The 23197-nt window shown below is 65.1% G+C and carries 25 protein-coding genes and 1 pseudogene; 18 read left to right on the top strand and 8 right to left on the bottom strand.

Annotated features, from left to right (window positions below):
* The first annotated feature begins 30 nt into the window (after window positions 1-30).
* The 9 genes and pseudogenes from nagZ (at window position 31) to surE (ending at window position 8027) form a co-directional block, all read left to right on the top strand.
* Window positions 31-1053, top strand: a complete 1023-nt coding sequence (nagZ, locus tag XH93_RS22695; RefSeq protein ID WP_194469213.1) for a beta-N-acetylhexosaminidase — start codon at window positions 31-33, stop codon at window positions 1051-1053.
* Window positions 1050-1871, top strand: coding sequence for a ScpA family protein (locus XH93_RS22690; protein ID WP_194469212.1), 822 nt, complete (start codon window positions 1050-1052; stop codon window positions 1869-1871). The genes nagZ and XH93_RS22690 overlap by 4 nt, the downstream gene beginning before the upstream one ends.
* A 22-nt stretch (window positions 1872-1893) precedes the next feature.
* Window positions 1894-2679, top strand: a pseudogene (scpB, locus tag XH93_RS22685) (SMC-Scp complex subunit ScpB); the annotation flags it as partial.
* 203 nt (window positions 2680-2882) lie between these two features.
* Window positions 2883-3116, top strand: coding sequence for a twin-arginine translocase TatA/TatE family subunit (locus XH93_RS22680; RefSeq protein WP_139483348.1), 234 nt, complete (start codon window positions 2883-2885; stop codon window positions 3114-3116).
* A 160-nt stretch (window positions 3117-3276) separates the two neighbouring features.
* Window positions 3277-3810 (top strand): Sec-independent protein translocase protein TatB, encoded by a 534-nt coding sequence (gene tatB, locus XH93_RS22675; protein ID WP_139483349.1) that lies wholly within the window; start codon window positions 3277-3279, stop codon window positions 3808-3810.
* The gene (gene tatC, locus XH93_RS22670; RefSeq protein ID WP_194469210.1) at window positions 3807-4607 is read left to right on the top strand and encodes a twin-arginine translocase subunit TatC; all 801 of its coding nucleotides are present in this window, start codon (window positions 3807-3809) and stop codon (window positions 4605-4607) included. Before tatB ends, tatC begins: the two co-directional genes overlap by 4 nt.
* A gap of 78 nt (window positions 4608-4685) precedes the next feature.
* Window positions 4686-6182, top strand: a complete 1497-nt coding sequence (serS, locus tag XH93_RS22665; protein ID WP_194469209.1) for a serine--tRNA ligase — start codon at window positions 4686-4688, stop codon at window positions 6180-6182.
* A 15-nt stretch (window positions 6183-6197) separates the two neighbouring features.
* The gene (locus XH93_RS22660; protein WP_194469208.1) at window positions 6198-7193 is read left to right on the top strand and encodes a hypothetical protein; all 996 of its coding nucleotides are present in this window, start codon (window positions 6198-6200) and stop codon (window positions 7191-7193) included.
* Window positions 7194-7259: 66 nt separating this feature from the next.
* Window positions 7260-8027 (top strand): 5'/3'-nucleotidase SurE, encoded by a 768-nt coding sequence (gene surE, locus XH93_RS22655; protein ID WP_139862287.1) that lies wholly within the window; start codon window positions 7260-7262, stop codon window positions 8025-8027.
* Between the two features lie 119 nt (window positions 8028-8146).
* Here the strand turns inward: surE and XH93_RS22650 are convergent, their stop codons facing one another.
* Window positions 8147-8524 carry a response regulator gene (locus tag XH93_RS22650; protein ID WP_139483407.1) on the bottom strand — a complete coding sequence of 126 codons (378 nt, stop codon included), beginning with the start codon at window positions 8522-8524 and terminating at the stop codon, window positions 8147-8149.
* Window positions 8525-8940: 416 nt separating this feature from the next.
* Between XH93_RS22650 and XH93_RS22645 the strand changes: the two genes are divergently transcribed.
* Both XH93_RS22645 and XH93_RS22640 read left to right on the top strand, forming a co-directional pair.
* Entirely contained in the window at window positions 8941-9558 is a 618-nt protein-coding gene (locus tag XH93_RS22645) for a protein-L-isoaspartate(D-aspartate) O-methyltransferase (RefSeq protein WP_139483408.1), read from the top strand.
* Window positions 9559-9668: 110 nt separating this feature from the next.
* Complete coding sequence (locus XH93_RS22640) at window positions 9669-11045, top strand: M23 family metallopeptidase (protein WP_194469207.1); 1377 nt, start codon at window positions 9669-9671, stop codon at window positions 11043-11045.
* Between the two features lie 249 nt (window positions 11046-11294).
* Here XH93_RS22640 and XH93_RS22635 read toward each other — a convergent pair whose 3' ends face one another.
* On the bottom strand, window positions 11295-12272 hold the full coding sequence (locus tag XH93_RS22635) for an ATP-binding protein (RefSeq protein ID WP_194469206.1): 978 nt from the start codon (window positions 12270-12272) through the stop codon (window positions 11295-11297).
* Between the two features lie 199 nt (window positions 12273-12471).
* Between XH93_RS22635 and yajC the strand changes: the two genes are divergently transcribed.
* The 5 genes from yajC to XH93_RS22610 are packed head-to-tail and all read left to right on the top strand — an operon-like array spanning window position 12472 to window position 16778.
* Complete coding sequence (gene yajC / locus XH93_RS22630; protein ID WP_139483356.1) at window positions 12472-12828, top strand: preprotein translocase subunit YajC; 357 nt, start codon at window positions 12472-12474, stop codon at window positions 12826-12828.
* Window positions 12829-12866: 38 nt separating this feature from the next.
* The gene (gene secD, locus XH93_RS22625; protein ID WP_194469205.1) at window positions 12867-14468 is read left to right on the top strand and encodes a protein translocase subunit SecD; all 1602 of its coding nucleotides are present in this window, start codon (window positions 12867-12869) and stop codon (window positions 14466-14468) included.
* A gap of 10 nt (window positions 14469-14478) precedes the next feature.
* On the top strand, window positions 14479-15504 hold the full coding sequence (gene secF, locus XH93_RS22620) for a protein translocase subunit SecF (protein ID WP_139483358.1): 1026 nt from the start codon (window positions 14479-14481) through the stop codon (window positions 15502-15504).
* 6 nt (window positions 15505-15510) lie between these two features.
* Window positions 15511-15894, top strand: a complete 384-nt coding sequence (locus XH93_RS22615) for an Mth938-like domain-containing protein (protein WP_139483359.1) — start codon at window positions 15511-15513, stop codon at window positions 15892-15894.
* Window positions 15891-16778, top strand: a complete 888-nt coding sequence (locus XH93_RS22610; protein WP_194469204.1) for a phytoene/squalene synthase family protein — start codon at window positions 15891-15893, stop codon at window positions 16776-16778. The genes XH93_RS22615 and XH93_RS22610 overlap by 4 nt, the downstream gene beginning before the upstream one ends.
* Here the strand turns inward: XH93_RS22610 and XH93_RS22605 are convergent.
* The 4 genes from XH93_RS22605 to XH93_RS22590 all read right to left on the bottom strand — a co-directional run bounded on the left by XH93_RS22605 (window position 16775) and on the right by XH93_RS22590 (window position 19981).
* On the bottom strand, window positions 16775-17059 hold the full coding sequence (locus XH93_RS22605; protein ID WP_139483409.1) for a DUF1488 family protein: 285 nt from the start codon (window positions 17057-17059) through the stop codon (window positions 16775-16777). The genes XH93_RS22610 and XH93_RS22605 overlap by 4 nt on opposite strands.
* Window positions 17060-17138: 79 nt before the next feature.
* A complete protein-coding gene (locus XH93_RS22600; protein ID WP_194469203.1) occupies window positions 17139-18257 on the bottom strand; it encodes a serine/threonine protein kinase in 1119 nt (372 codons plus the stop codon).
* A 5-nt stretch (window positions 18258-18262) separates the two neighbouring features.
* Window positions 18263-19696: a methylenetetrahydrofolate--tRNA-(uracil(54)-C(5))-methyltransferase (FADH(2)-oxidizing) TrmFO gene (gene trmFO, locus XH93_RS22595; protein ID WP_194469202.1), complete on the bottom strand. Its 1434-nt coding sequence runs from the start codon at window positions 19694-19696 to the stop codon at window positions 18263-18265.
* A gap of 132 nt (window positions 19697-19828) precedes the next feature.
* Window positions 19829-19981: a DUF1127 domain-containing protein gene (locus XH93_RS22590; RefSeq protein WP_016846063.1), complete on the bottom strand. Its 153-nt coding sequence runs from the start codon at window positions 19979-19981 to the stop codon at window positions 19829-19831.
* A 345-nt stretch (window positions 19982-20326) separates the two neighbouring features.
* Here XH93_RS22590 and XH93_RS22585 point away from each other — a divergent pair, with 345 nt between their 5' ends.
* Both XH93_RS22585 and XH93_RS22580 read left to right on the top strand, forming a co-directional pair.
* The gene (locus XH93_RS22585) at window positions 20327-20734 is read left to right on the top strand and encodes a hypothetical protein (protein WP_194469201.1); all 408 of its coding nucleotides are present in this window, start codon (window positions 20327-20329) and stop codon (window positions 20732-20734) included.
* Window positions 20735-20751: 17 nt separating this feature from the next.
* Window positions 20752-21000, top strand: coding sequence for a hypothetical protein (locus tag XH93_RS22580; protein ID WP_371814773.1), 249 nt, complete (start codon window positions 20752-20754; stop codon window positions 20998-21000).
* 78 nt (window positions 21001-21078) lie between these two features.
* Here the strand turns inward: XH93_RS22580 and XH93_RS22575 are convergent, their stop codons facing one another.
* Both XH93_RS22575 and XH93_RS22570 read right to left on the bottom strand, forming a co-directional pair.
* Entirely contained in the window at window positions 21079-21894 is an 816-nt protein-coding gene (locus tag XH93_RS22575; protein ID WP_139862297.1) for a lytic transglycosylase domain-containing protein, read from the bottom strand.
* A 255-nt stretch (window positions 21895-22149) separates the two neighbouring features.
* A complete protein-coding gene (locus XH93_RS22570; RefSeq protein WP_194469200.1) occupies window positions 22150-23058 on the bottom strand; it encodes a DUF2189 domain-containing protein in 909 nt (302 codons plus the stop codon).
* Window positions 23059-23197 lie beyond the last annotated feature (139 nt).

The raw sequence follows: 23197 nt of genomic DNA, 5'->3' as shown, positions 1-23197 counted from the left end.
CGATGAGCCGCATGCGGCCTAATCGGCCGAATGGCGAACCGCGCATTCATCACCGGGATATCCGGGCTGACCCTCAATGACGCCGAACGCGAGTTCATTCGCGCCGAACGACCATGGGGCTTCATCCTGTTCAAGCGCAACATCGAGAGCCCGGCACAAGTCTCGACTCTCGTTGCGGAACTCAAGGCAGCGGCCGGGATGGCCGACGCGCCGGTCCTGATCGATCAGGAGGGCGGACGGGTGGCGCGGCTCGGGCCGCCGCACTGGCCGGTCTATCCGCCGGGCGCGAGTTTTGGCGCGCTGTACGACATCGACCCTAAGCTTGGTTTGGCCGCGGCGCGGCTCAGCTCCCGCCTGATTGCGGCCGATCTGGCCGATCTGGGGATAACGGTCGATTGCTTGCCGCTGGCTGACGTTCCGGTGTCCGGCGCCGATGCGGTGATCGGCAACCGGGCCTATGGAACCGAACCCGGCAAGGTCGCGGCGATCGCCCGGGCGGTCACGGAAGGACTGGAACAGGGCGGCGTGCTGCCGGTTCTCAAGCACATACCCGGTCATGGCAGGGCCAACGCAGACAGCCACTTTCGACTTCCGACGGTCGATACTGCCCGAATCGAGCTGGAAAGGACCGATTTTGCCGCGTTCCAGCCCTTGGCCGACCTACCGATGGCCATGACCGCACATGTTGTGTTTAGCGCGCTGGACCCCGCCCAACCCGCGACGACTTCTGCGACAATCATCGAACAGGTGATTCGCGGCCGGATCGGGTTTGAAGGTCTGTTGATGAGTGATGACGTGTCGATGAATGCGCTGGCTGGATCGATCGCCGAACGAACGGCAGCCATCGTCAGCGCCGGCTGCGACATGGTCCTGCACTGCAACGGCAATTTCGACGAGATGCGCGAGGTCGCGCGGGAAACGCCGGAGCTGGCCGGCAAGGCGCTTGAGCGCGCCAATCGGGCGCTGGCCGCGCGGCGGCAGCCCCAGCCGGTCGACCGGCAGGCGGCGCGGGCGGAACTGGATGCGTTGTTGGATCGGGTAGGGACGGCATGACCGCGGAAATTCTATCGTTCGAGACCGGGCGGCCGGCCGACCTCGCTGAAGGCGAGCCGGCGCTGGTGGTCGACGTCGAGGGCTATGAGGGCCCGCTCGACCTGCTGTTGACGCTGGCGCGGCAGCAGAAGGTCGACCTGTCGAAGATTTCGATCCTGGCGCTCGCCGATCAGTACCTCTCCTTCATCGACGCCGCGCGAAAAATCCGGCTCGAGCTCGCGGCCGACTATCTGGTGATGGCGGCCTGGCTTGCCTTCCTGAAGTCGCGGCTGTTGCTGCCGGAACCGCCGAGCGCGGAGGGGCCGAGCGCCGAGGAGATGGCGACCGCGCTCGCCAACCAGCTGCGCCGGCTGGAGGCGATCCGCGAGGCGGCGAACCGGCTGATGAACCGGCCCCAGTTCCAGCGCGATATCTTTCCGCGCGGCAATCCGGAATCGATCGCGGAGATCAAGCATCCGAAGTTCACCGCGACGCTCTACGACCTGCTGTCGGCCTATGCCACGCAGCGCCAGGCGCGCGTGCTGACGTCGGTGCATCTGGCCAAGCGCACGGTGTGGTCGCTGGCCGAAGCGCGCGCCTCGCTGGAGCGGCTGGTCGGCATTTCCGAGGATTGGAGCTGTCTCGACGAATATTTGATGAATTACGTCGCCGATCCCACCCAGAAGGCGACGGTGTTCGCCTCCAGCTTCGCCGCGGCCCTCGAACTGGTCCGTGAAGGCGAGATGGAGATCAATCAGAAGCAGGCGTTCGCGCCGATCTATTTCCGAAAGCGCCCCGCGCAGGCCGCAATGGCTGCGCCGGACCTGTCGGTTGAGTAAGTGGAAGAAGGAGAGCAAGCCGATGGCAAGCTTGGCGGAAGTGCGCATGGACGAGCCCGAGGAGGAGGTTTCTCCGGTGGATCATATGGCGCGTCCTGAGGAATTGCGGCTCCTGGAAGCCCTGCTGTTTGCATCGAGCGAACCGATCGACCAGGCGACGCTGGCAAAGCGGATGCCCGACGGCGTCGACATCAAGAAGGCGCTGGCGCAGCTGCAGGCCGAGTATGCACCGCGCGGCGTCAATCTGGTGCGCGTGGCCAACAAGTGGACGTTCCGCACCGCCGGCGACCTGTCGTGGCTGATGACGCGCGAAAGCACCGAAACGCGAAAACTGTCGCGTGCCGCGATCGAGGTGCTGGCGATCATCGCCTACCACCAGCCGGTGACCCGCGCCGAGATCGAGGAGATCCGCGGCGTCGTGACGTCCAAGGGAACGATCGACGTGCTGCTGGAGACCGGCTGGATCCGGCCGCGCGGCCGCCGCAAGACGCCGGGCCGTCCGCTGACCTTCGGAACCACCGACGCGTTCCTCTCGCAATTCAGCCTCGAGGCGCTCGGCGACCTGCCGGGGCTCGAGGAGCTGAAGGGAACGGGTCTGCTGGATTCCCGCCTGCCGACCGGCTTCAGCGTTCCGTCGCCGTCCGACGATGTGACCTTGCGCGAGGATGAGGAACCGCTCGAGCCCGGCGACACGCTGGAACTGCTGCTCGCGCCGTCGGCTGAGCCGGAGGCTAAAGCCGCACCCGAGGCGGAAGCGACCGCACCGGAAGCGACCGAAGCTGAAGCGGCCGCACCGGATTCCACGGAGCATGAAGCCCGTGCCGGTGACCACGGCGATGAGGCCGAGGAGAAGGGCGAATAGCCCGGAATATTCCCGGTTAAGCCTAGCAATATTACGTAGCCGCGACAGCGATTTGCCGCGGCTGAAGTCCTTGTTTTTGACACCCCGCGGGCCTACCTTCCGGGCAAAGCTCAGGTCGGCAATGCCGGCCATTTCTGGAGGGTTGCAGGATGGGTTCGCTTAGCATTTGGCACTGGATCGTCGTGATCGCAGTGGTCCTGCTGCTGTTCGGACGCGGCAAGATTTCGGACCTGATGGGTGACGTCGCCCAGGGCATCAAGGCCTTCAAGAAGGGCATGCAGGACGACGACAAGGTCGCCGAGAAGACCGAGCCCGCCAAGGCCATCGATCACAATGCGGCGCCGACCGCGGCGCGCCAGGACGTCGGCAGCAAGGCCGTCTAAGGCCCTTGTCCCGAACCGATATTTCGACGTTTTTTGTTGCGCGAAACGGTGACGCCGCCGCGTGAAAGCGCTATGGACGCCGATTGAGAAAGGCGCCGGCCGCCCCAAATCCTGTTAAGGCAGATGGGGTCGTCAGTGGCGCGCTTAGGCGGAAGCATTCATGTTCGACATCGGGTGGAGTGAACTGGTCGTCATCGCGGTCGTCGCGCTGATCGCCATCGGCCCGAAAGAGCTGCCGGGCGTGCTGCGCATGGTCGGGCAATGGATGGGCAAGGCGCGCAAGATGGCCGCCGAATTCCAGGGCCAGTTCCAGGAGGCCATGCGCGAGGCTGAAATGGCCGACCTCAAGAAGAGCTTTGACGAGGTCAAGGAAGCCGCCACCGGGATCACCAGCGGCAACGTCATGACCTCGCTGCAGAAGGACGTCAGCGACGCCCTGCAGATCGACAAGCCGGTCGATGCCCAGGTGGCGTCCGCGATCGACGCGCCGGTGACGTCAAGTGACGCTCCGGTGACGTCAACCGATCCGTTGGCACCAACGACGCCGGCCGCGCCGACGCCCGAGACCTTCGTCGAGGCAGAGACCCACGCGGCGGCGGGTGAGCCGCTCGCGATCAGCAATGAGGTCAAGCCCGAGCCGCATGATGCGGCGCCGGCCGAGCCCCACGTGTTCAAGGACGCCAAAGCGTCATGAGCGCCGAAGATATCGAGGCCAGCAAGGCCCCCCTGATGGACCATTTGATCGAGCTGCGCTCGCGGCTGATCAAGGCGCTGCTCGGCTTCGGAGTGGCCTTCATCTTCTGCTTCTTCTTCGCCAAGCAGATCTACAACGTGCTGGTGTGGCCGTTCGTCTGGATCGCGGGGCCGGAGAACTCGAAGTTCATCTACACCGCGTTGCTGGAGTATTTCATCACCCAGCTCAAGCTCGCGCTGTTCGGCGCCGGCTTCATCTCGTTTCCGATCGTCGCGACCCAGATCTACAAGTTCGTGGCGCCGGGCCTCTACCGTCACGAGCGCAACGCCTTCCTGCCGTATCTGATCGCCACCCCGGGGTTCTTCGTGATGGGCGCCGCGCTGGTCTATTTCGTGGTGCTGCCGATGCTGGTGCGGTTCTCGCTCGGCATGCAGCAGGCCGGCGGCGCGGAGACCGCGCAGATCCAGCTGCTGCCCAAGGTCGGCGAGTATCTCTCGCTGATGATGTCGCTGATCTTCGCCTTCGGCATCGCCTTCCAGCTGCCGGTGATCCTGACGCTGCTCGGCCGCATCGGCATCGTTACGTCAAAAATGCTGCGCGAGAAGCGGCGCTATTTCATCGTCATCGCCTTCATCATCGCGGCCGTCCTGACGCCGCCCGACGTGCTGAGCCAGGCCTCGCTGGCGATCCCGCTGCTTGCGCTCTATGAGGGCGCCATCATCGCGGTGCGGATGGTGGAGAAGAAGGCCACGACCACGGCCGCCTCGTCGGGGTCGGCGACCAATCCGGCCGAGTAACCCGTCTTCGCTGTTCCAAATTCGCCCCATTTCGGGTACTGGAAACGGCCCTCAAGGCACGATCCTGAAAGTCCCGCCATGCACGATATCAAAGCGATCCGCGACAACCCGACCGCCTTCGACGCCGGCCTGAAGCGCCGCGGTCTCGGGGCGCTGTCGCCGTCGCTGCTGGCGATCGACGAGAAGCGCCGGGCCGCGATCCTGGCGTCCGAGCAGGCCCAGGCGCGCCGCAACGCGGCCTCGAAGGAGATCGGCGACGCCAAGAAGGCCAAGGACGAGGCGCGCGCCGCCAAGCTGATGGCCGAGGTCGCCGAGCTCAAGACCACGATGCCGGAGCTCGAGATTGCGGCGAAGACGGCCGACGAGGAACTGACCCGGGAGCTGTCCTCGATTCCCAACCTGCCGCTCGACGAGGTCCCCGACGGCGCCGACGAGCACGGCAACGTCCAGCACCATGTGTTCGGCAAACAGCGCGACTACGGCTTTGCGCCGAAGCTGCACGACGATCTCGGCGCCGCGCTCGGCGACATGGATTTCGAGGCCGCCGCGAAACTGTCCGGCGCGCGCTTCGTGGTGCTGAAAAAGGGGCTCGCGCGTCTCGAGCGCGCGATCGGGCAGTTCATGCTCGATCTGCACACCGGCGAGCACGGCTATACCGAGATCAATCCGCCGCTCTTGGTGCGCGACGAAGCGATGTTTGGAACGGGCCAGTTGCCTAAGTTTAGGGACGACCAGTTTGGAACGTCTCGATTGGCCGACATCGACGATATTAGGCCAATTGTTCGCGAGGCCACCCGTGAATTCGAAAAGAAAATCGCTCTTGAGGGATTTCAGGGGACTAAGAAGGAACTGAAGGAGGCCTTCCTCAAATTCGCTCAAACAAAAGTGGAGCCTTGGCTAGGACAAAAGGTGGATTTGAGCGAGGGGGCACCGAACGTTGCGTTCGAGAAGGAAATCGGACTTTGGCTGATCCCGACCGCCGAGGTCTCGCTCACCAACCTCGCGCGCGAATCCATCCTCGACGAGAAAGAGCTGCCGATGCGGCTCACCGCGCTGACGCCGTGCTTTCGCGCCGAGGCAGGTGCGGCAGGGCGTGACACCCGCGGCATGATCCGACAGCATCAATTTACAAAAGTCGAGCTGGTGTCGATCACGACGCCGGAAGCCAGCAAGGACGAGCTCGAGCGCATGCTGGCCTGCGCCGAGGAGGTGCTGCGCCGTCTCGACCTGCACTACCGCGTGATGACGCTGTGCGCCGGCGATATGGGATTCTCGGCGCAAAAAACCTACGACATCGAGGTGTGGATGCCGGGGCAGGGCGATGGCGGCGCCTATCGCGAGATCTCGAGCTGCTCGGTGTGCGGCGACTTCCAGGCCCGCCGCATGGACGCGCGCTATCGTGGTCCCGACGGTAAGCCACGCTTCGTGCATACGCTGAATGGTTCCGGCACGGCGGTCGGACGCGCGCTGATCGCTGTGATGGAGACCTATCAGCAGCAGGATGGTTCAATCGCGGTGCCCGATGTGCTGCAGCCCTATATGGGCGGGCTCAAGGTCATCGAGCACGGCATGTAAGGGGGAGCCAGTGTGATGCCACTGCACCGTGACATCCACTGGCTTGGTCGCCAATGGGCCGTGACCGGCCACGGGCTGCAGCTGATCAATCAGAAGCAGATGGGCTATTACGACATCGAGGTCGCGCGGCTCTGGGAGCCCGGCGTGATCGAGGCGATGCAGTCGAAGGCCTGGATCAACCGCGCCGACTTCGACAAGGCGGTCGAGGTTGCGCGCGGCAAATTCGCCCATACGGCGCCGGCCGATTATCAACCGGCGGTCGCGCCAGCCGTTGCGCCGATGCCGCCCGCCGCACCGCCCGTGACGCGGGCGCCGGCCGAGCTGCCAGCGGGGCCTTCGCTTGAGGAGCTGCTCGCCAAGCTGAAAGCGAGGTCGGCGGCTTCAGCGCCAGCCGCGCAGCCGGCGGATGCGCCCGTCGCCGCGCCGCCTGAGGCGGAGCGGTCCAATCCCACGTCGGAATCTCTGGAGCCGGAGCTTTCCAAGCCGGAACTTGCGAAGCCTGAGCGTGCCACGTCTGAACCTGCGCATGCTTTAAAGCCCGAACCTGCCAACGCCGAGCTTCGCCCGATCGTGCAGGCCAAGCCCGAGCCGCCGAAGCCCGAGTTGCCGAAGCCTGAGGCGGCCGAGTCTGAGCCCGCCGAGTCTGAGCCCGCCAAATTGCACAAGCTCACGCTTCGCCCGTTTGCGCAGGTCGGGCTCGAGCCGCCCAAGGCCGAACCTTCCAAGGCCGATCCGCTCAAGGCCGATCCACCCAAGATCGAGCCGTCCAAGCCTGAGCCGTCGCAGCCCGAGCCGCGGCAGGCTGAACCTCCGAAGTCCGAACAGCCCCAAACCGCAGCGGCCGAAGCCAACTCGCGCAGACCGGTGCCGATTCCGATCCGGATCGTTCGGCCGTCGGGGCCGCCCAAGCCGATTTTGCCGGTGTTCAGCCGGAAAATCGCCGGCAGCGCCCGGTTTGTCAGCCCCTGGCGCGCGCGCTGGATTTCACCGGGTTTGCCTCCGCGGCCCTAGCCGGTTAAGACGGCCGTCAGGTTGAAGAAACCCGCGTCGAATCAGAACAAAAAGGCACGTTGACGGATGCGAATTCTCTGCACCAATGACGACGGCATCCACGCGCCCGGCCTGCAAGTGGTCGAGCAGATCGCGCGGGCCTTGTCCGATGACGTCTGGATCGTCGCGCCCGAGCTCGATCAGTCCGGCGTCTCGCACTCGCTGTCGCTGAACGATCCGCTGCGCCTGCGCGAAGTCAGTCCGCGTCATTTCGCGGTGCGCGGCACGCCGACCGACTGTGTGATCATGGGCGCGCGCCACATTCTCGGCGACAAGCTGCCCGATCTGGTGCTGAGCGGCGTCAACAAGGGCCGCAACGTTGCCGAGGACGTGGTCTATTCCGGCACCATCGCCGGCGCGCTGGAAGGCACCATTCTGGGCTTTCCGTCGTTCGCGCTGTCGCAGGAGTTTTCCATCGACACACGCAACGCGCCGCTGTGGGAGACGGCGCTGAAATTCGGACCCGACATCATCCGCAAGGTCATCGACGCCGGCGTCCCCAGAAATACCGTCGTCAACGTCAACTTCCCGTCCTGCATGCCCGATGACGTCAAGGGCATCCGGATCACGCGGCAGGGCAAGCGCAATCAGGGTTTTCTGAAGATCGACCGCCGTCACGACGGGCGCGGCAATCCGTATTTCTGGATCGGGTTCGAGCGCGCCGCGATGATGGATACGCCGGCCGAAGGCACCGATCTGGCCGCGCTCGCCGCGCGCTACGTCTCGGTGACGCCGCTGCGGCTCGACCGCACCGATGAGGCGTTTTCTGAAGCGCTGGCCGCGACGTTGAAGTGATCTTGTAGCCTGGATGCAGTAGCCCGAATGAGCGCAGCGATATCCGGGGCCGCTGTCTCCGCGGATGGATTGTCCCGGATGTCGCTTCGCTCATCCGGGCTACGGCTCCGAATTTACGGCTAGACCGGTGCGCCCTTCATGGCGTTGAAGATCACCTGCGCCAACGTCTCCAGCTGGAAGGGCTTTTGCAGCGCCGGGCGGTCGCGATATTCCGGCGGCAGGCCGGACGAGCCATAGCCGGTCGCGAAAATGAAGGGGCGGTTGCGGGCGTTGATCAGCTCCGCGACCGGGGTGATCACCTTGCCGTTGACGTTGACGTCGAGGATCGCGAGGTCGAATTCGGTGGATTGCGCAAGCTTGACGGCTTCGCCGATCTCGCCAGCCTCGGCTGCAACGCTATGGCCGAGTTCTTCCAGCATATCGGCGACCATCATCCGGATCATGACCTCGTCCTCAACGAGGAAAACTGAACAGCCCGCCGGCCGTGTCGCTGTCATGATGGAATCCTTGCCCGTCGCAGAACCAAGCTCGCAAATAACATCAAGGGGCGCAATGCAAACGTTCGGGAATTGCCGCATTTTGCAGCGCGCAACCGCGAATCGTTCTATGGCGTTGTTGGCCTTGTCGAGCGCGTTGGAAGAGGCTCGGCACTGGTGGCCGGGACGTCTTCACTCGAACTGCCCGGTCTCAGTCATACCGGGGCTTCATCGCGCGTCACTGCGGCTCCATATGGGGAGCAGTCACCGCGATGCCAACCGGAGATCGGGAGCAGGTTCCTGATCCGGAACAGCGGCGACGGGAAAGTTTTCCTTAACGCGGCATTTCGAATTTCGATGGCATCTAGAGCGGGCCGCATTGCCACCCCGCGACGTTGACGAGCATGGCCGTGACCTTAGACCCGCCCGAGAAGATGATGTTTCAGCTCACCCTGCGGCGGCGTGGGATCAGCGACCAGGCGGTGCTGCGGGCCATGGAAGAGGTGCCGCGCGAAGTCTTCGTCGAGGCGCGCGACCGCGACGATGCCTATCGCGACAGCGCGCTTGCGATCGCCTGCGGCCAGACCATCAGCCAGCCGTTTGTCGTGGCCTACATGACCGAGCAACTGCAACTGCAGAAGACCCACCGTGTGCTGGAGATCGGCACCGGATCGGGCTACCAGGCGGCCATCCTGTCCCGGCTGTGCAAGCAGGTGCTGACCATCGAGCGTTACCGCACCCTGGCCGACGGCGCCCGCCAGCGGCTGGAGAAGCTCGGCTACTACAACGTCGAGGTGCTGCTCGGCGACGGATTTGACGTCCCGGCCGGCGCCGGCGATTTCGACCGCATCATCGTCACTGCGGCGATGGAGCAGGTCCCCGACAAGCTCGCGGAACGGCTGGAGGTGGGCGGCATCCTGATCGCCCCGGTCGGGCCGCATCAGGGCACCCAGACCCTGGTCCGGATGGTTCGGACCGCGACCGGCTTCGACCGCAAGGAATTGGTCGACGTGCGCTTTGTGCCGGCGCTGCCGGGAATTGCGCGCGAGCTCTAGAAACGGCGGATTGCCGCTTGCCGCCAACGCCTTATTCGCCGGCTTAAGCGGTTGTTTACTCGGTACGTGTTTACTCAAAACAGTCTTTTGTTGCGTACGAGTGAGTAACCATGTCTGGGGTTGTCGAGTTGCTTCGCTCGCGTCGCGTGCCGCAGGTCGCGGTGCTGGCGCTGATGTCCGTGGCTTTTGCCGGTTGCAGCGCCGACATGTCGTCGCGCTTCTCGCAAAACTCATACTCGCAAAATCCGTTCGCCTTCGATCCGCAGCCGACCGGCGCGGTGCAGCAGCAGCAACCGCCGCGCGAGCTGCCGCAATATTCGAGGCCGCAGTCGCCGCAATACTCGCAGTACCAGTCGCAGCCCTTGCCGCCGCCGGTCGCGGCGGCGCCGCAGTCCTATCCGGTGGCCGGTGGTGGCACTGGCGTTTCCGGAGGAGGGCGCGGGCTTTCGTCCTACACGCCGCCCCCGGCGCGTCCGCAGATCGAATCCACCGGCACCGTGCCGCGTTCGGTCGCGGCGGCCCATGCCGGGCACGGTAACGGCACCACCATCATCGTCGGCACCAGCGATACGCTGGAGGTGCTGGCGAAGCGCTACAACGTCTCGAGCGCCGAGATCCTGCGCGCCAACGGCTACAAGGGTCCGCGCGCGCTGTCGCCCGGCCAGCAGCTGATCATTCCGCGCCCGGGCGCAACCGCTGCCGCGCCTGTTGCCCCCGCCGCCAAGCCGGTTGCGGTGGCCGCGGCGCCTGCCGGCGTCCACTATGTCAACCGCGGCGACACGCTGCACAGCATCGCCCGCCAGCACCACATCCCGGTCGCCGAGCTCGCCCGCGCCAACAATTTCGACGCGTCGGCCCGGCTTAGCCCGGGCATGAAGCTGGTCGTGCCCGGCGCCAAGACCACCGCGGTTGCACCCGCGGCCCCCGTCGTTGCGGCTGCGCCGGTTGCCGCTGCGCCGGCACCGGCCCTCGGCGCCCCGAAGGTGGTCGCGACCGCGCTGCCGCAGCAAAGCGCACGGCTGGCGCAGCCGACCGCAAATGTCGAAGCGCCGCCTGCCGCTGCGGAAACGCCTGTTGTCACCAAGTCCAGCGAGGCGACCGGCGCATTGCCGACCTTCCGCTGGCCGGTGCGCGGCAAGGTCATCACCGCCTACGGCTCCAAGACCAACGGCAAGGTCAATGACGGCATCAACGTCGCGGTGCCCGAGGGCACGCCGGTGAAGGCCGCCGAAGACGGCGTCGTCGCCTATTCGGGCAACGAGCTGAAGGGTTACGGCAACCTCGTGCTGGTCCGCCATTCCAACGGCTACGTCACCGCCTACGCCCATGCCAGCGAGATCATGGTGAAGCGTGGCGATACCATCAAGCGCGGTCAGGTGATCGCCAAGTCCGGTCAGTCGGGCGAGGTGGGCTCGCCGCAGCTGCACTTCGAGATCCGCAAGGGCTCGTCGCCGGTCGACCCGCTCCAGTTCCTCAACGGCGCGTAAGCCACGCGCCGGACTTCCAAAGCTCACGACAAAGACAACGGGGGTGGCGCAAGCCTCCCCCGTTTTGTTTTGCTCGCACCACTCATACTGTCGTCGCCCGGCTGCAGCGCCACTGATGCTGTCATCGCCCGGCCTTCACCGGGCGATCCAGTATTCCAGAGACAGTGGTGATTGATCGAGAGGCCGCGGCGTACTGGGTCCCCCGGTCAAGCCGGGGGACGACAGCGGCGTGCGTTGAAAAATCCGCGGCTACTTCACGCTCAGCCGCACGCCCAGCCGTCCCGCCAATTCCTGGGTGAACTGCCAGGCGACGCGGCCGGAGCGCGAGCCGCGGGTGGTCGACCATTCCAGCGCCTCGCGCTCCAGCTCGTCGTCGGCGATCCTGATGCCGAAGTGGTCGCAATAGCCCTTCACCATGGCGAGATACTCGTCCTGGCTGCAGCGGTGGAAGCCGAGCCAGAGGCCGAACCGGTCGGACAGCGACACCTTCTCCTCGACCGCTTCGCCCGGATTGATCGCGGTCGAGCGTTCGTTCTCGATCATCTCGCGCGCGAGCAGGTGCCGCCGATTCGAGGTCGCGTACAGGATGACGTTGTCGGGACGGCCCTCGATGCCGCCTTCCAGCACCGCCTTCAGCGACTTGTAGGAGGCGTCGTTGCCGTCGAAGGAGAGGTCGTCGCAGAACACGATGAAGCGGAACGACGAAGAGCGCAAAAGCTCCATCAGGCCGGGCAGGCTCTCGATGTCCTCGCGGTGGATCTCGATCAGCTTCAGCCGGTCGGCCGGCTTGCGGTCGAGGTTGAGGCTGGCATGCGCGGCCTTCACCAGCGACGACTTGCCCATGCCGCGCGCGCCCCAGAGCAGCGCGTTGTTGGCGGGAAAGCCGTTGGCGAAGCGCTCGGTGTTCTCCATCAGGATGTCGCGCATCCGGTCGACGCCCTTGAGCAGGCCGATCTCGACGCGGCTGACGCGCGGCACCGGGGTGAGGCGGCCATCGGGATGCCAGACGAAGGCGTCCGCGTCGGCGAACGGCTCGCCCAGCTCCGGCTCGAGCTCCGGGGAGGCGGCCGCGAGCAGGATGGCGATGCTCTCAAGGGCCGTGGCAATCCGCTCGGCGGTCGTGCCATCGAAGGCCGTTTCCGGGCGTTTTGTCGCGGCTTTTACCGGCGTCCTGGCGGCGGCTTTGGACGTGGTTTTGCTGGCTGTTTTGTTGGCTTTTTTCGGCATTTTTCCAGTTCCTGACGGCGCAGCCTTATCGGGCTGGCGCCGCTCCCGCAAGCGGCCTAAATGGAAGGCTGTTAACGTTGCAATTGGGACCGCGGCCGCTATAGTCCGCGCGAATTTGTCCGGACCGCCATACCGCCCAGGGACTTAGGGTCTGGAGGGCGATGCCGGTCCTTTCCCGTCTTATCCGAGGATCGTCCGAATGCTGATTACTCCTGCGTTTGCTCAGGCTGGAGCCGGTGGTGATGCCAACAGCATGTTGATGTCGCTGCTGCCATTCGCGCTGATCTTCGTCATCATGTACTTCCTGATTCTGCGTCCGCAGCAGAAGAAGGTGCGCGATCACGCCGATCTCGTGAAGAACATCCGCCGTGGCGACACCATCGTGACCTCCGGCGGCCTGGTCGGCAAGGTCACCAAGGTGGTCGATGACGACCAGGTCGAGTTCGAGATTTCGGACGGCGTCCGCGTGCGGCAGATGCGCCAGATGATCTCGGGCGTGCGCGCCAAGGGCGAGCCGGCGAAGGGCGAAGCCAAGGACGAGGCGTCCGCGAGCTGATCGCGCGCCGCCTCACTGGAATCTGACAGGTCAACTCGATGTTGTATTTCACGCGGTGGAAGGCGCTGGCGATCGTTCTGACAGCGCTGGTGGTCTGTCTGTGCGCCGTGCCCAATTTCTTCCCCGAGGCGCAGGTCAAGAGCTGGCCGGCCTGGGCGCAGCGCCGCCTGGTGCTCGGCCTCGACCTGCAGGGCGGCTCGTATCTGCTGCTCGAGGTCGACGCCAATTACGTCAGGAAGCAAAAGCTCGACCAGATCCGCGGTGACGTGCAGAAGGTGGTGCGCGAGAACCGCATCCTGTACACCGGCCTTGCCGTCCGCAACGATGCGGTCGAGGTGCGCATTTCCAAGGAGAGCGATCTGCCGACCGCGCTGAGCAAGCTTCGCGAGCTGTCGCAGCCCCTCGGCGGCCTGCTCGGATCGAACGGCCAGCGCAGCATGGAGGTCACCGACGCCGGGGCCGGGCTGATCAAGTTCACCGTGCCGCAGGCTGCGATCACCGAATTGCTGCGCCGTACCATCGAACAGTCGATCCAGATCGTCGAGCGCCGCGTCAACGAGCTCGGCACCGTGGAGCCGGTGATCCAGCGCCAAGGCACCGACCGCATTCTGGTGCAGGTGCCCGGCCTCCAGGATCCGACGCGCTTGAAGGAACTGCTCGGCAAGACCGCGAAGATGGAATTCCGCATGGTCGACACCTCGGTGTCGCCGGATCAGGCCCAGCAGGGCCGGGTGCCGCCGGACTCCGAACTCTTGATGAGCACGTCGTCGCCGAAGGTGCCGTATGTCGTCAAGAAGCAGGTGCTGGTCTCCGGCGGCGAGCTGACCGATGCCCAGCCGGGCTTCGATCAGCGCACCGGCGAGCCGATCGTCAGCTTCAAGTTCAACACGACCGGCGCGCGTAAATTCGCCCAGGCGACGTCGGAGAATGTCGGCCTGCCGTTCGCGATCGTGCTGGACAACGAGGTGATCTCGGCGCCGGTCATCCGCGAGCCGATCACCGGCGGACAGGGCCAGATTTCCGGCAACTTCACTGTGCAGTCAGCAAACGACCTCGCGGTGCTGCTGCGCGCCGGCGCGCTGCCCGCGCCGCTGACGGTGGTCGAGGAGCGCACGGTCGGTCCCGGCCTCGGCCAGGACTCGATCGAAAAGGGCGAACTTGCCGCCTATGTCGGCTCGATCCTGGTCATCGTGTTCATGCTGGTGACTTACCGCCTGTTCGGCGTGTTCGCCAACATTGCCGTGACCATCAACGTCGCGATGATCTTCGGCCTGCTGTCGCTGCTCAACGCCACGCTGACGCTGCCCGGCATCGCCGGCATCGTGCTGACCGTCGGTATCGCGGTCGACTCCAACGTGCTGATCTACGAGCGCATCCGCGAGGAGCTGCGCGGCGGCCGCAACGCGATCTCGGCGATCGACGCCGGCTTCACCCGGGCGCTGGCCACCATTCTCGACTCCAACATCACCACCTTCATCGCTGCCGCGGTGCTGTTCTACATCGGCACCGGACCGGTGCGCGGCTTCGCCGTGACGCTCGGCATCGGCATCATTACCACGGTGTTCACCGCCTTCACGATGACGCGCCTGATCGTCGCCACGTGGGTGCGCTGGAAGCGGCCGCAAACCGTGCCGATCTGAGAGGCCTGTCGTGACTCATTACGTTCTGATCGGCCTTGGCATTCTGATCGTCGTTCTGACGGTGGTCGCGGCGCTCGGCCTGATGCCGTCGCTGCGCATCGTGCCCGATGATACGCATTTCGACTTCACGCGCTTCCGCCGCATCAGCTTTCCGGTTTCGGCCGCGCTGTCGATCCTGGCGATCACGCTGTTCTTCACCCATGGCCTGAACTTCGGCATCGACTTCAAGGGCGGCACGCTGCTCGAGGTGCGTGCCAAGTCTGGCACCGCCGATATCGCGGCGATGCGCACGAGCCTTAACGGTCTCGGCCTCGGCGAAGTGCAGCTGCAGCAGTTCGGCGGCCCGGCCGAGGTGCTGATCCGCGTCGCCGAGCAGCCGGGCGGCGACAAGGCGCAGCAGGAAGCCGTCGGCAAGGTCCGTGGTGCGCTCGGCGAGTCCGTCGAGTACCGCCGCGTCGAGGTGGTGGGACCGCGCGTCTCCGGCGAATTGCTCGCGTTCGGCATGCTCGGCCTGATGCTCGCGATCGTCGGCATCCTGATCTATCTCTGGTTCCGCTTCGAGTGGCAGTTCGCACTCGGTGCCATGATCGCCAACGTGCACGACATCGTGCTCACGATCGGCTTCATGTCGATCAGCCAGGTCGACTTCGACCTCACCAGCATCGCGGCGCTCTTGACCATTCTCGGCTACTCGCTCAACGACACCGTCGTCATCTACGACCGTATCCGCGAGATGCTGCGCCGCTACAAGAAGATGCCGATGCCGCAGCTGCTCAACGAATCGATCAACTCGACGCTATCGCGCTCGATCATCACCCACGTCACCGTGACCCTGGCGCTGCTCGCGCTGCTGCTGTTCGGCGGCCAGGCGATCCACAGCTTCACCGCGGTGATGATGTTCGGTGTGGTGCTGGTCGGCACCTACACCTCGATCTTCATCGCGGCGCCGATCCTGATCTATCTCGGCGTTCACAGTACGCGCGGCGAAGCGCCGGAAGCGGCGGAAAAGAAGCCGGGCGCGGCAGCCAAGAAGTAGCCGGTCATGAGCAACTCCTCGGACGCTCCCCATCTTCCGAGGTCGGCGCCGATCGAGGCCTACGGCAAGGGCGGCTTCGCGTTCGCCGACATGTCGCATCGCGGCTCGCTCTTGTGCCTGCCCGACGCGATCTGGGCCTGGCCGGTGACCAGCCCGCAGCAGATCGACGAATATTCGCTGCAGAAGGTGTTCGCGGCCGCGAACGCGATCGACACGCTGATCGTCGGCACCGGCAACGAGGTCTGGGTGCCGTCCAAAGGCCTGCGTGAGGCCCTGCGCGCGGTCCGGGTGGTGCTCGATGCCATGCAGACCGGCCCGGCGATCCGCACCTACAACGTCATGCTGGGCGAGCGGCGGCGCGTCGCGGCGGCGCTGATCGCGGTGCCATGAGCGCGACGGAAGCGCCCAGCGACACACCCAAGGAAACGCCAAAGGACGGCGCGGCCTTCTGCGCCGATCTTGTGAAGACCCATGATTTCGTGCGCTACGCCTCGACCTTGTTCGTGCCGGGTCCGGAACGCCGCGCGCTGCTGTCGATCTACGCCTTCAACGCCGAGATTTCGCGCGTGCACGAGCAGGTGAGCCAGCCGCTGCCCGGCGAGATCAGGCTGCAATGGTGGACCGACATGCTGGCCGGCAGCGGGCATGGCGGCGTCGAAGGCAATCCGGTAGCGGCCGAATTGCTGCACACCATCCGCAACCACCGCCTGCCGGTCTCGCCGCTGTCGCGCCTGGTCGAGGAGCACCAGTTCGATCTCTACAACGATCCGATGCCGTCGCTGGCCGCGCTCGAGGGCTATCTCGACGCCACCGCGTCGGCGCTGTTCTCGCTCGCCGCGCGCGTGATAGTGCGACCGTCGGAGGCGATCGAACACGTGGCGCGCCATGCCGGCCTTGCCCAGGGCATGACGCAGGTGATCACCAGGCTGGCGCGGGACGCCGCGCGGCAGCAGCTGTTCCTGCCGCAGCAGTTCTTGCAGCAGCACGGCAGCAGCAAGGAGGAGGTATTTGCAGGCAAGCTGACCCCGAACATCCGTGCCGCGGTCGACCAGCTCGCAAGCGAAGCGCAGACCCATCTTGCGACTGCGCTGGCGCTGCTGGCGGATGTTCCACGCGAGGTGCGGCCGGTGTTCCTGCCGCTGGCGCATGTCAGGCGCGAGCTGAAGCTGATGGCGCGGGCCGACAGCGATCCGTTCCTGGCAAGGCCGGCGTCGCGCCTGCGCATTCTTTGGACGCTGTGGCGCGCCGCCCGCACGCGGGAGTTCGGCGGTTAACTTTCTTGCTTGGGGATGTGCTTGGTGAAGATCCGGATCGTCGCGCCCTTGACCGGCGGGGCGCTGTCGTGGATGCCGGACGCGATTTGCTCAATCATGTCGCGCAGCGCGACGAACTGCGCCTGGCGCGCCATGCTCGGCGTGCCCCGCGTGCCGGCCAGTTCATCCATCGCGGCGTCGCTGATCTGGCATTCGATTTCCTGATCGCCGTTCATCATGGTGAATCCGAACGCCATCCGCTCGGAATCATAACCCCCGATACGGCCACGTGTGAGTGGCATCAAACTTGTTCCTTGAGCGCGCGCTGCCACTGCAAGAGTGGGGCTTCGCGCCGCGTTTGTCGAGGCCTACGAGGCCTCTCTACGACGCCTCTCTCTTGGCTGACGCTTGGTCCATCTCGGCCACTTCGAAGTTGAAGCGGTCGCGCAGGTTCTTGCGTTGCTCGAGAATGTCCTTGAGGAATTCACGGTCGGCATCGCTGCGCATCATCGGCTCGATCAGATCGACCTGGTTCATCGCGACGAGCTGCAGGATTTCGGTGCGCGGCTTGCCGGCGGCGTCGCGCGGCAGCGCGTGCACGACCTGGATATGTTCGGGCGGCTTGACGCCCTTCGCCGCGGCGAGCTCACTGCGCAGCGTCTTCTCCAGCGCGGACTGATCCGCCTCGACGAAGGCATAGAGGCCGACGCCGACACGGCGGTCGGCAAACGCCACGATCGCGGTGTCGCGCACCTCGGGATTGCGGCGGATCAGGTCGACCAGAACCGGCGCGTCGTTGACCAGCCGCCGGCCGCCGCCTTCGCGGTCGGTGAAATTGAAGATGCCGCGGGTGATCGCCTGATAGACCTTCTTGCCGGTCTTCAGCCAGATGCTGGCGAACGGCGACTTTCGCGCCAGCACCTTGCGCTCTTTCGGCGTCAGCGCCTCCGGCGCGTAGCTGCGCTTGTGCTTCAGCAGATGGCGCAGATCCTCATAGGCTGCAATACGGAACAGCCGGCTGCGGGTCTTGAAGCAGGCGGCGAGCTGGAAGTCGGTGAGATAGGCGCGGCCGTCGCGGCCGACCAGCCAGTTTTGTTCCTTGGCGAGGTCGTTGTGGCAGATGCCGGCGCGATGCAGCTTGCGCAGCGCGGCCTTGGCCGAGCGGAAGTAGGCGAGGTCACCGTGCGGCTTGGCCAGATGCAGCGCCACGCCGTCGATGAAGCCGCGCACCAGCGCGCGCCGGCCGGCCCACAGCAGTTTTGGGCCGACGTCGAGATCGCGCGCCAGCGCCAGCGCGCGGCGCTCGCGCCAGAACAGATGCAGCGCAAGGCCGAACGACCAGAACGGCACCTGGTCGAGCCGGCGCAGCACGCCCTCGACCTCGCCGTCAGCGCTGCGGAAGCGGCCGCGCTCGACGGTCGAGAACACGTCGCGCTTGAGCAGCACGCCCTGGCTCCATCGCGCCGACAGGGTGGCCGCGTCGTCTTTCGGCAGGCTCATGATGATCAGGCCGCCGCCGCTACGCGCAGGTGCTCTGCGATCCAGTGATCGAGATCGGCAAGCGCGCGGGCGCTGATCGCCTGCTTCTTGGCGACCGTCTTCTCGTTGCCGCGCAGCCGCGAGCCGTCCGGCTTCTTCGTCGGCGGACTGGCGAGCGGCGGGAACAGGCCGAAATTGATGTTCATCGGCTGGAACGAGCGCGGACCTTGCTCGATCGTCTCGATATGCCCGCCGGTGATGTGGCCGAGCAGTGCGCCGAGCGCGGTGGTGGCCGGCGGTGGCGTCAGCGAGGCGCCACGCGCGTCGGCGGCGGCGCAGAGGCCGGCGATGAGGCCGACGCTCGCCGACTCCACATAGCCCTCGCAGCCGGTCATCTGTCCTGCAAAACGCAGCCGCGGCTGGGCGCGCAGGCGCAACTGGGCGTCGAGCAGTTTTGGCGAGTTGAGGAAGGTGTTGCGATGCAGGCCGCCGAGGCGGGCGAACTCGGCCTGCTCGAGGCCGGGAATGGTGCGGAACACGCGCTGCTGCGCGCCATGCTTCAGCTTGGTCTGGAAGCCGACGATGTTGTAGAGCGTGCCGAGCTTGTTGTCCTGCCGCAGCTGGACGATCGCATACGGCTTCACCGTCGGATTGTGCGGGTTGGTGAGCCCGACCGGCTTCATCGGCCCGTGGCGCAGCGTCTCGTGCCCGCGCTCGGCCATCACCTCGACCGGCAGACAGCCGTCGAAATAGGGCGTGTTGGTCTCCCACTCCTTGAAGTCGACCTTCTCGCCCTCGCGCAGCGCCGCAACGAAGGCGTCGTACTGCTCCTTCGTCATCGGGCAGTTGATGTAGTCGGCGCCGGTGCCGCCGGGCCCGACCTTGTCGTAGCGCGACTGGAACCAGGCCACCGACATGTCGATGGAATCCCTGTGCACGATCGGCGCGATCGCATCGAAGAACGCCAGCGCGCTCTCGTCAGTCAGCTGCCGGATCGCATCGGCAAGCGGCGCCGAGGTGAGGGGACCGGTCGCGACGATCACGTTGCTCCAGTCGGCCGGCGGCAGGCCGGCGACTTCCTCGCGGCTGAGCTCGATGTTCGGATGCTCGTGCAGAGCTTTTGTCACGGCCGCCGAGAAGCCGTCGCGATCGACCGCCAGCGCGCCGCCGGCGGGCACCTGGTTGGCGTCGGCCGACCGCATGATCAGCGAGCCCAGCCGCCGCATCTCGGCGTGCAGCAGCCCGACCGCATTGTTGGCGGCGTCATCGGAGCGGAACGAGTTCGAGCAGACCAGCTCGGCGCAGCCGTCGGTGCGGTGCGCCTCGGTCATCCGCTGCGGACGCATTTCATGCAGGACGACGCGGACGCCGGAATTGGCGACCTGCCAGGCGGCTTCCGAGCCGGCGAGCCCCGCGCCCACGATGTGCACGGGTTGGGAAGAGGAGTGATGCGGTGTCATCGCGCAGCGTTAGCGCGTTTCGGTCCCGCATGCATCTGAAACCGCGCCACAAACGACAACGCCCGCTGCGGGAGCGGGCGTTATCCGTCATTCAAATGGCTTCCAGATGGCTTGCAAATGGCTTGCCGGCGATTAGCCGTTGTAGGTACCGGCAGCAACGCGCGGAATGTCCGAGCGATCGAGGCCGATATCGGCCAGCTCGCGATCGCTGAGCTGGGACAGTTCGCTGACATTGCGCTGATAATCCCGGAAAGCCTGGATCATGCGGATGAGCGAGAGCAGCATAGTAGTCTCCTAGTAATTCAGATTCAGCCCTTCCGAGGCCAAATCGTTGAAATGAATATAGATCAGATTTTGCACTGCAGTAGTTCCGATGTTGCGATGCAGCTAAGCCCAAAATGCATGGCGACGCTAAGTTTTGATTAAATGTTTCGGTCCAGCGGAGGAGGTGCAGGGAATAGAGTTCCTCCTATCCGATGCCAACCGAAAGAAACTCTGCTTCATCAGTACCTTGTTCGGATATTTCGTCTCCACCCCATCGCCCAAGAGGTGGTAATTCAGGACCGGTAAATCAAGCGGCGGTTGTCCCGAGCCCGACCCGGTTTCGATCGGGTTCCATGCGCGATTCGCATGCAGCCTGAAGACATAAAAATGATCTTGAGTTCATTTAATGTCGAGGATTGCGGGCGAAGAGCATCAGCGGCAATCCGCCGCATTGACGATGCAGGTATTTTCGTCGGTCTGGACGGGCAAGTCCGCAATCGACCGCGCATGATCGCGCAGGATGCATTGCTGAATATCGCAACTGCGAACCATTCAGCGGTTCGATTGAAGTGGCGCTGCAGCAGACGCGATCGCAGTGCACTTCCTTACCGGCTTGTAATCAAAACACGATGCAACGCATGCGCGCTACGCGTGCAGCGCTCATCACATTTGCATCGCGCGGATTTCATTCTGAACGCTGTCGGGAACAGGCGAATAATCATTTCGCAGATTCCGCAATCACGCTGGTTTCTGTCTAAGAAAAAAGATGGATAATTCCCATGATCAAAACATTGATCGGCGCAGCCGCAATGGCTGCCGTTGCGTTCGCTGTTCCCGCCCACGCCGCCAAGAGGGGCGTCGGATGCAGTGGTGACAACCTCGGCAAGACCGAATCCGCTATCGAAGCCATGGCCGACACCGACGTCAAATTCGCCGCCGAGAAGGAAATGTCGCTGGCTCAGGACGCGATGCTCAATGGCAAGATGGGCGCCTGCGGCATGCACCTGACCAAGGCTGCGCGCGCCAGCATGGCGAAGTAAGCCTTTGCTCAAGGCGATAAGGGCCGGTCGCCTGGGGCGATCGGCCCTTTGATTTTGTTCGGTTCGATCGACGGCGCGCTACGGCGCGCGGGCGAGTTGGGTGGCGAAGTAGCCGATGGTCTTGGCGTAGACCTCGCTCTTATTCCACTGCTTGATCACCGCGAAATTCTCGCTGCCGGGCTCCCAGTCCTTGCCCTTCTTCCAGCCATAGCTCTTCAGGAAGTTCGCCGTCGATGCCAGGACGTCGGGCACGTTGTGCAGCAGGTCGCGCTTGCCGTTGTTGTCGAAGTCGACCGCGAACTTGATGTAGGACGACGGCATGAACTGGGTCTGGCCGATCTCGCCGGCCCAGGCGCCGCGCATCTCCTGCGGCGAGAGATCGCCGCGTTCGATGATGCGCAGCGCATCCAGCATCTCGGCCTTGAACATGTCGGAGCGGCGGCAATCATAGGCCAGCGTCGCCAGCGAGCGCATGGTGGAGAACTTGCCGGTGTTGACGCCGAAGTCGGTCTCCAGCCCCCAGATCGCGACGATGATCTCGCCCGGCACGCCGTAGGCCTCCTCGATCCGCGACAGCACCGAACCGTAGCGCTTCAACATGTCGGAGCCGCGGGTGAGGCGGGGCGGCACCATGCGGCCGGAGAATTGCTCGAAGGTCTGGTTGAACACCTGCTGCGAGTGGTCGCGCGCCACGATCGCCTTGTCCTGGGTCACGCCGGCGAGCCCGGCCTGGATCGCGTTCTGCGAGATGCCCTTGGCCACCGCCTCCTTCTTGAAGTCGTCGAGCCACGCTTCGAAGCTGCCCGTCCCGCAAGGCGCCGCGAGCGCCGATGCCGTCGAGGTCAGGAGCCATGCGCCGACAGCGAGGGTACCAAGGGAAACACGAGAGGTCATAGGGCGGTTCACTCCGGAGTCTGCGATGTCATCGACATTGGTCGCGGAACCCAGCGGGTATGTTCGCGGCAACAGCGGCCAAAACAAGGCTCCGTCTTCGACCTGTCGATCTCCTGTGTCGGAGCAAATCACACGCCAGGTTCACATCCCGTTGACGGCCGGCGCCGGCCGCATGCGACCGAAAACCGCCGGCCGAGGCCCGGCCGGCGGTTTGGGGGATGAATCGGCATTGCTCGCGACGGATGCGGCCAGCACCTAGCCGCGGTCGCTCCGCCGCCACGGGAACAGGTTGGCCGGGAAATCGGCGGCCGGCTTGCGCGCGCGCGATTCCGGGATCACCGGCCGCGCATTGGGATCCTTGACGATGACCGCGCGATAGAGATGCCAGGTGGCGTGACCGAGCAGCGGGATCACGACGGCAAGCCCGAGGAAGAACGGGATCGTGCCCGCCACCAGCAGCACCGCGACGATCAGGCCCCAGGCCAGCATCGGCACCGGGTTCTGTGCGACGACGCGCATCGAAGTCACCATGGCCTCGCCGGCGGTTGCCTGGCGGTCGAGCATCATCGGGAATGCGACGACGCTGATGCACAGCGCGACCAGCGCAAACAGGAAGCCGATGCTGCAGCCGACCATGATCAGCCACCAGCCCTGCTGGGTGGTCAGCACGCGCTCGGCGAAATCGGGCATGTTGGCCGCGGTCTCGTAGCCGAACACTGCGGTGTAGACCGCCTGCGCCGTGGCGATCCAGGTCACGAACAGGGCGAACAACAGCGTGCCGACCCCGAGCATCGCGCCGAACGACGGCGAGCGGAATACCTCCATGGCGGTCCACGCGGATGCTTCCTCGCCGTTCTCGCGGCGGCGGCTCATCTCGTAGAGTCCGATTGCGGCAAACGGGCCGAGCAGGGCGAAGCCCGCGGCCAACGGAAACAGCAGGGGCAGCACGGAATAGCCGTGCACCGTGCGCGCAAGCACGAGGCCGAGCACGGGATAGATCAGGCACAGGATGATGGCATGGGTCGGTATCGCCTTGAAGTCTTCCCAGCCGAGACGCAGCGCTTGGTGCAAATCGGACAGGCCGATGGTCCGGATGATGGGTGCAGACGCAGCGCCTTCGCTCTGCGTCACCGATGTGACATTGCCTTGAATTGAACTGGCCATGGTCGTTGTCTCCCACTGGCAGCCGCGTCTTGCGCCCGCACGCGGGCACAAGCGCGCCGCTTCTCGAAACGATCACGAACCGGCCAGACGCGAAAGACAAAGCAGGGAACTGGCCATGCCGCGAACTGTCGCGTGAGGC

Origin of the sequence: Bradyrhizobium sp. CCBAU 51753, from assembly GCF_015291565.1 — a bacterium.
Classification (GTDB): Bacteria; Pseudomonadota; Alphaproteobacteria; order Rhizobiales; family Xanthobacteraceae; genus Bradyrhizobium; species Bradyrhizobium ivorense.
Note: the sequence above shows the minus strand (reverse complement) of the source record. Positions and strands in the feature narration are given on the sequence as shown.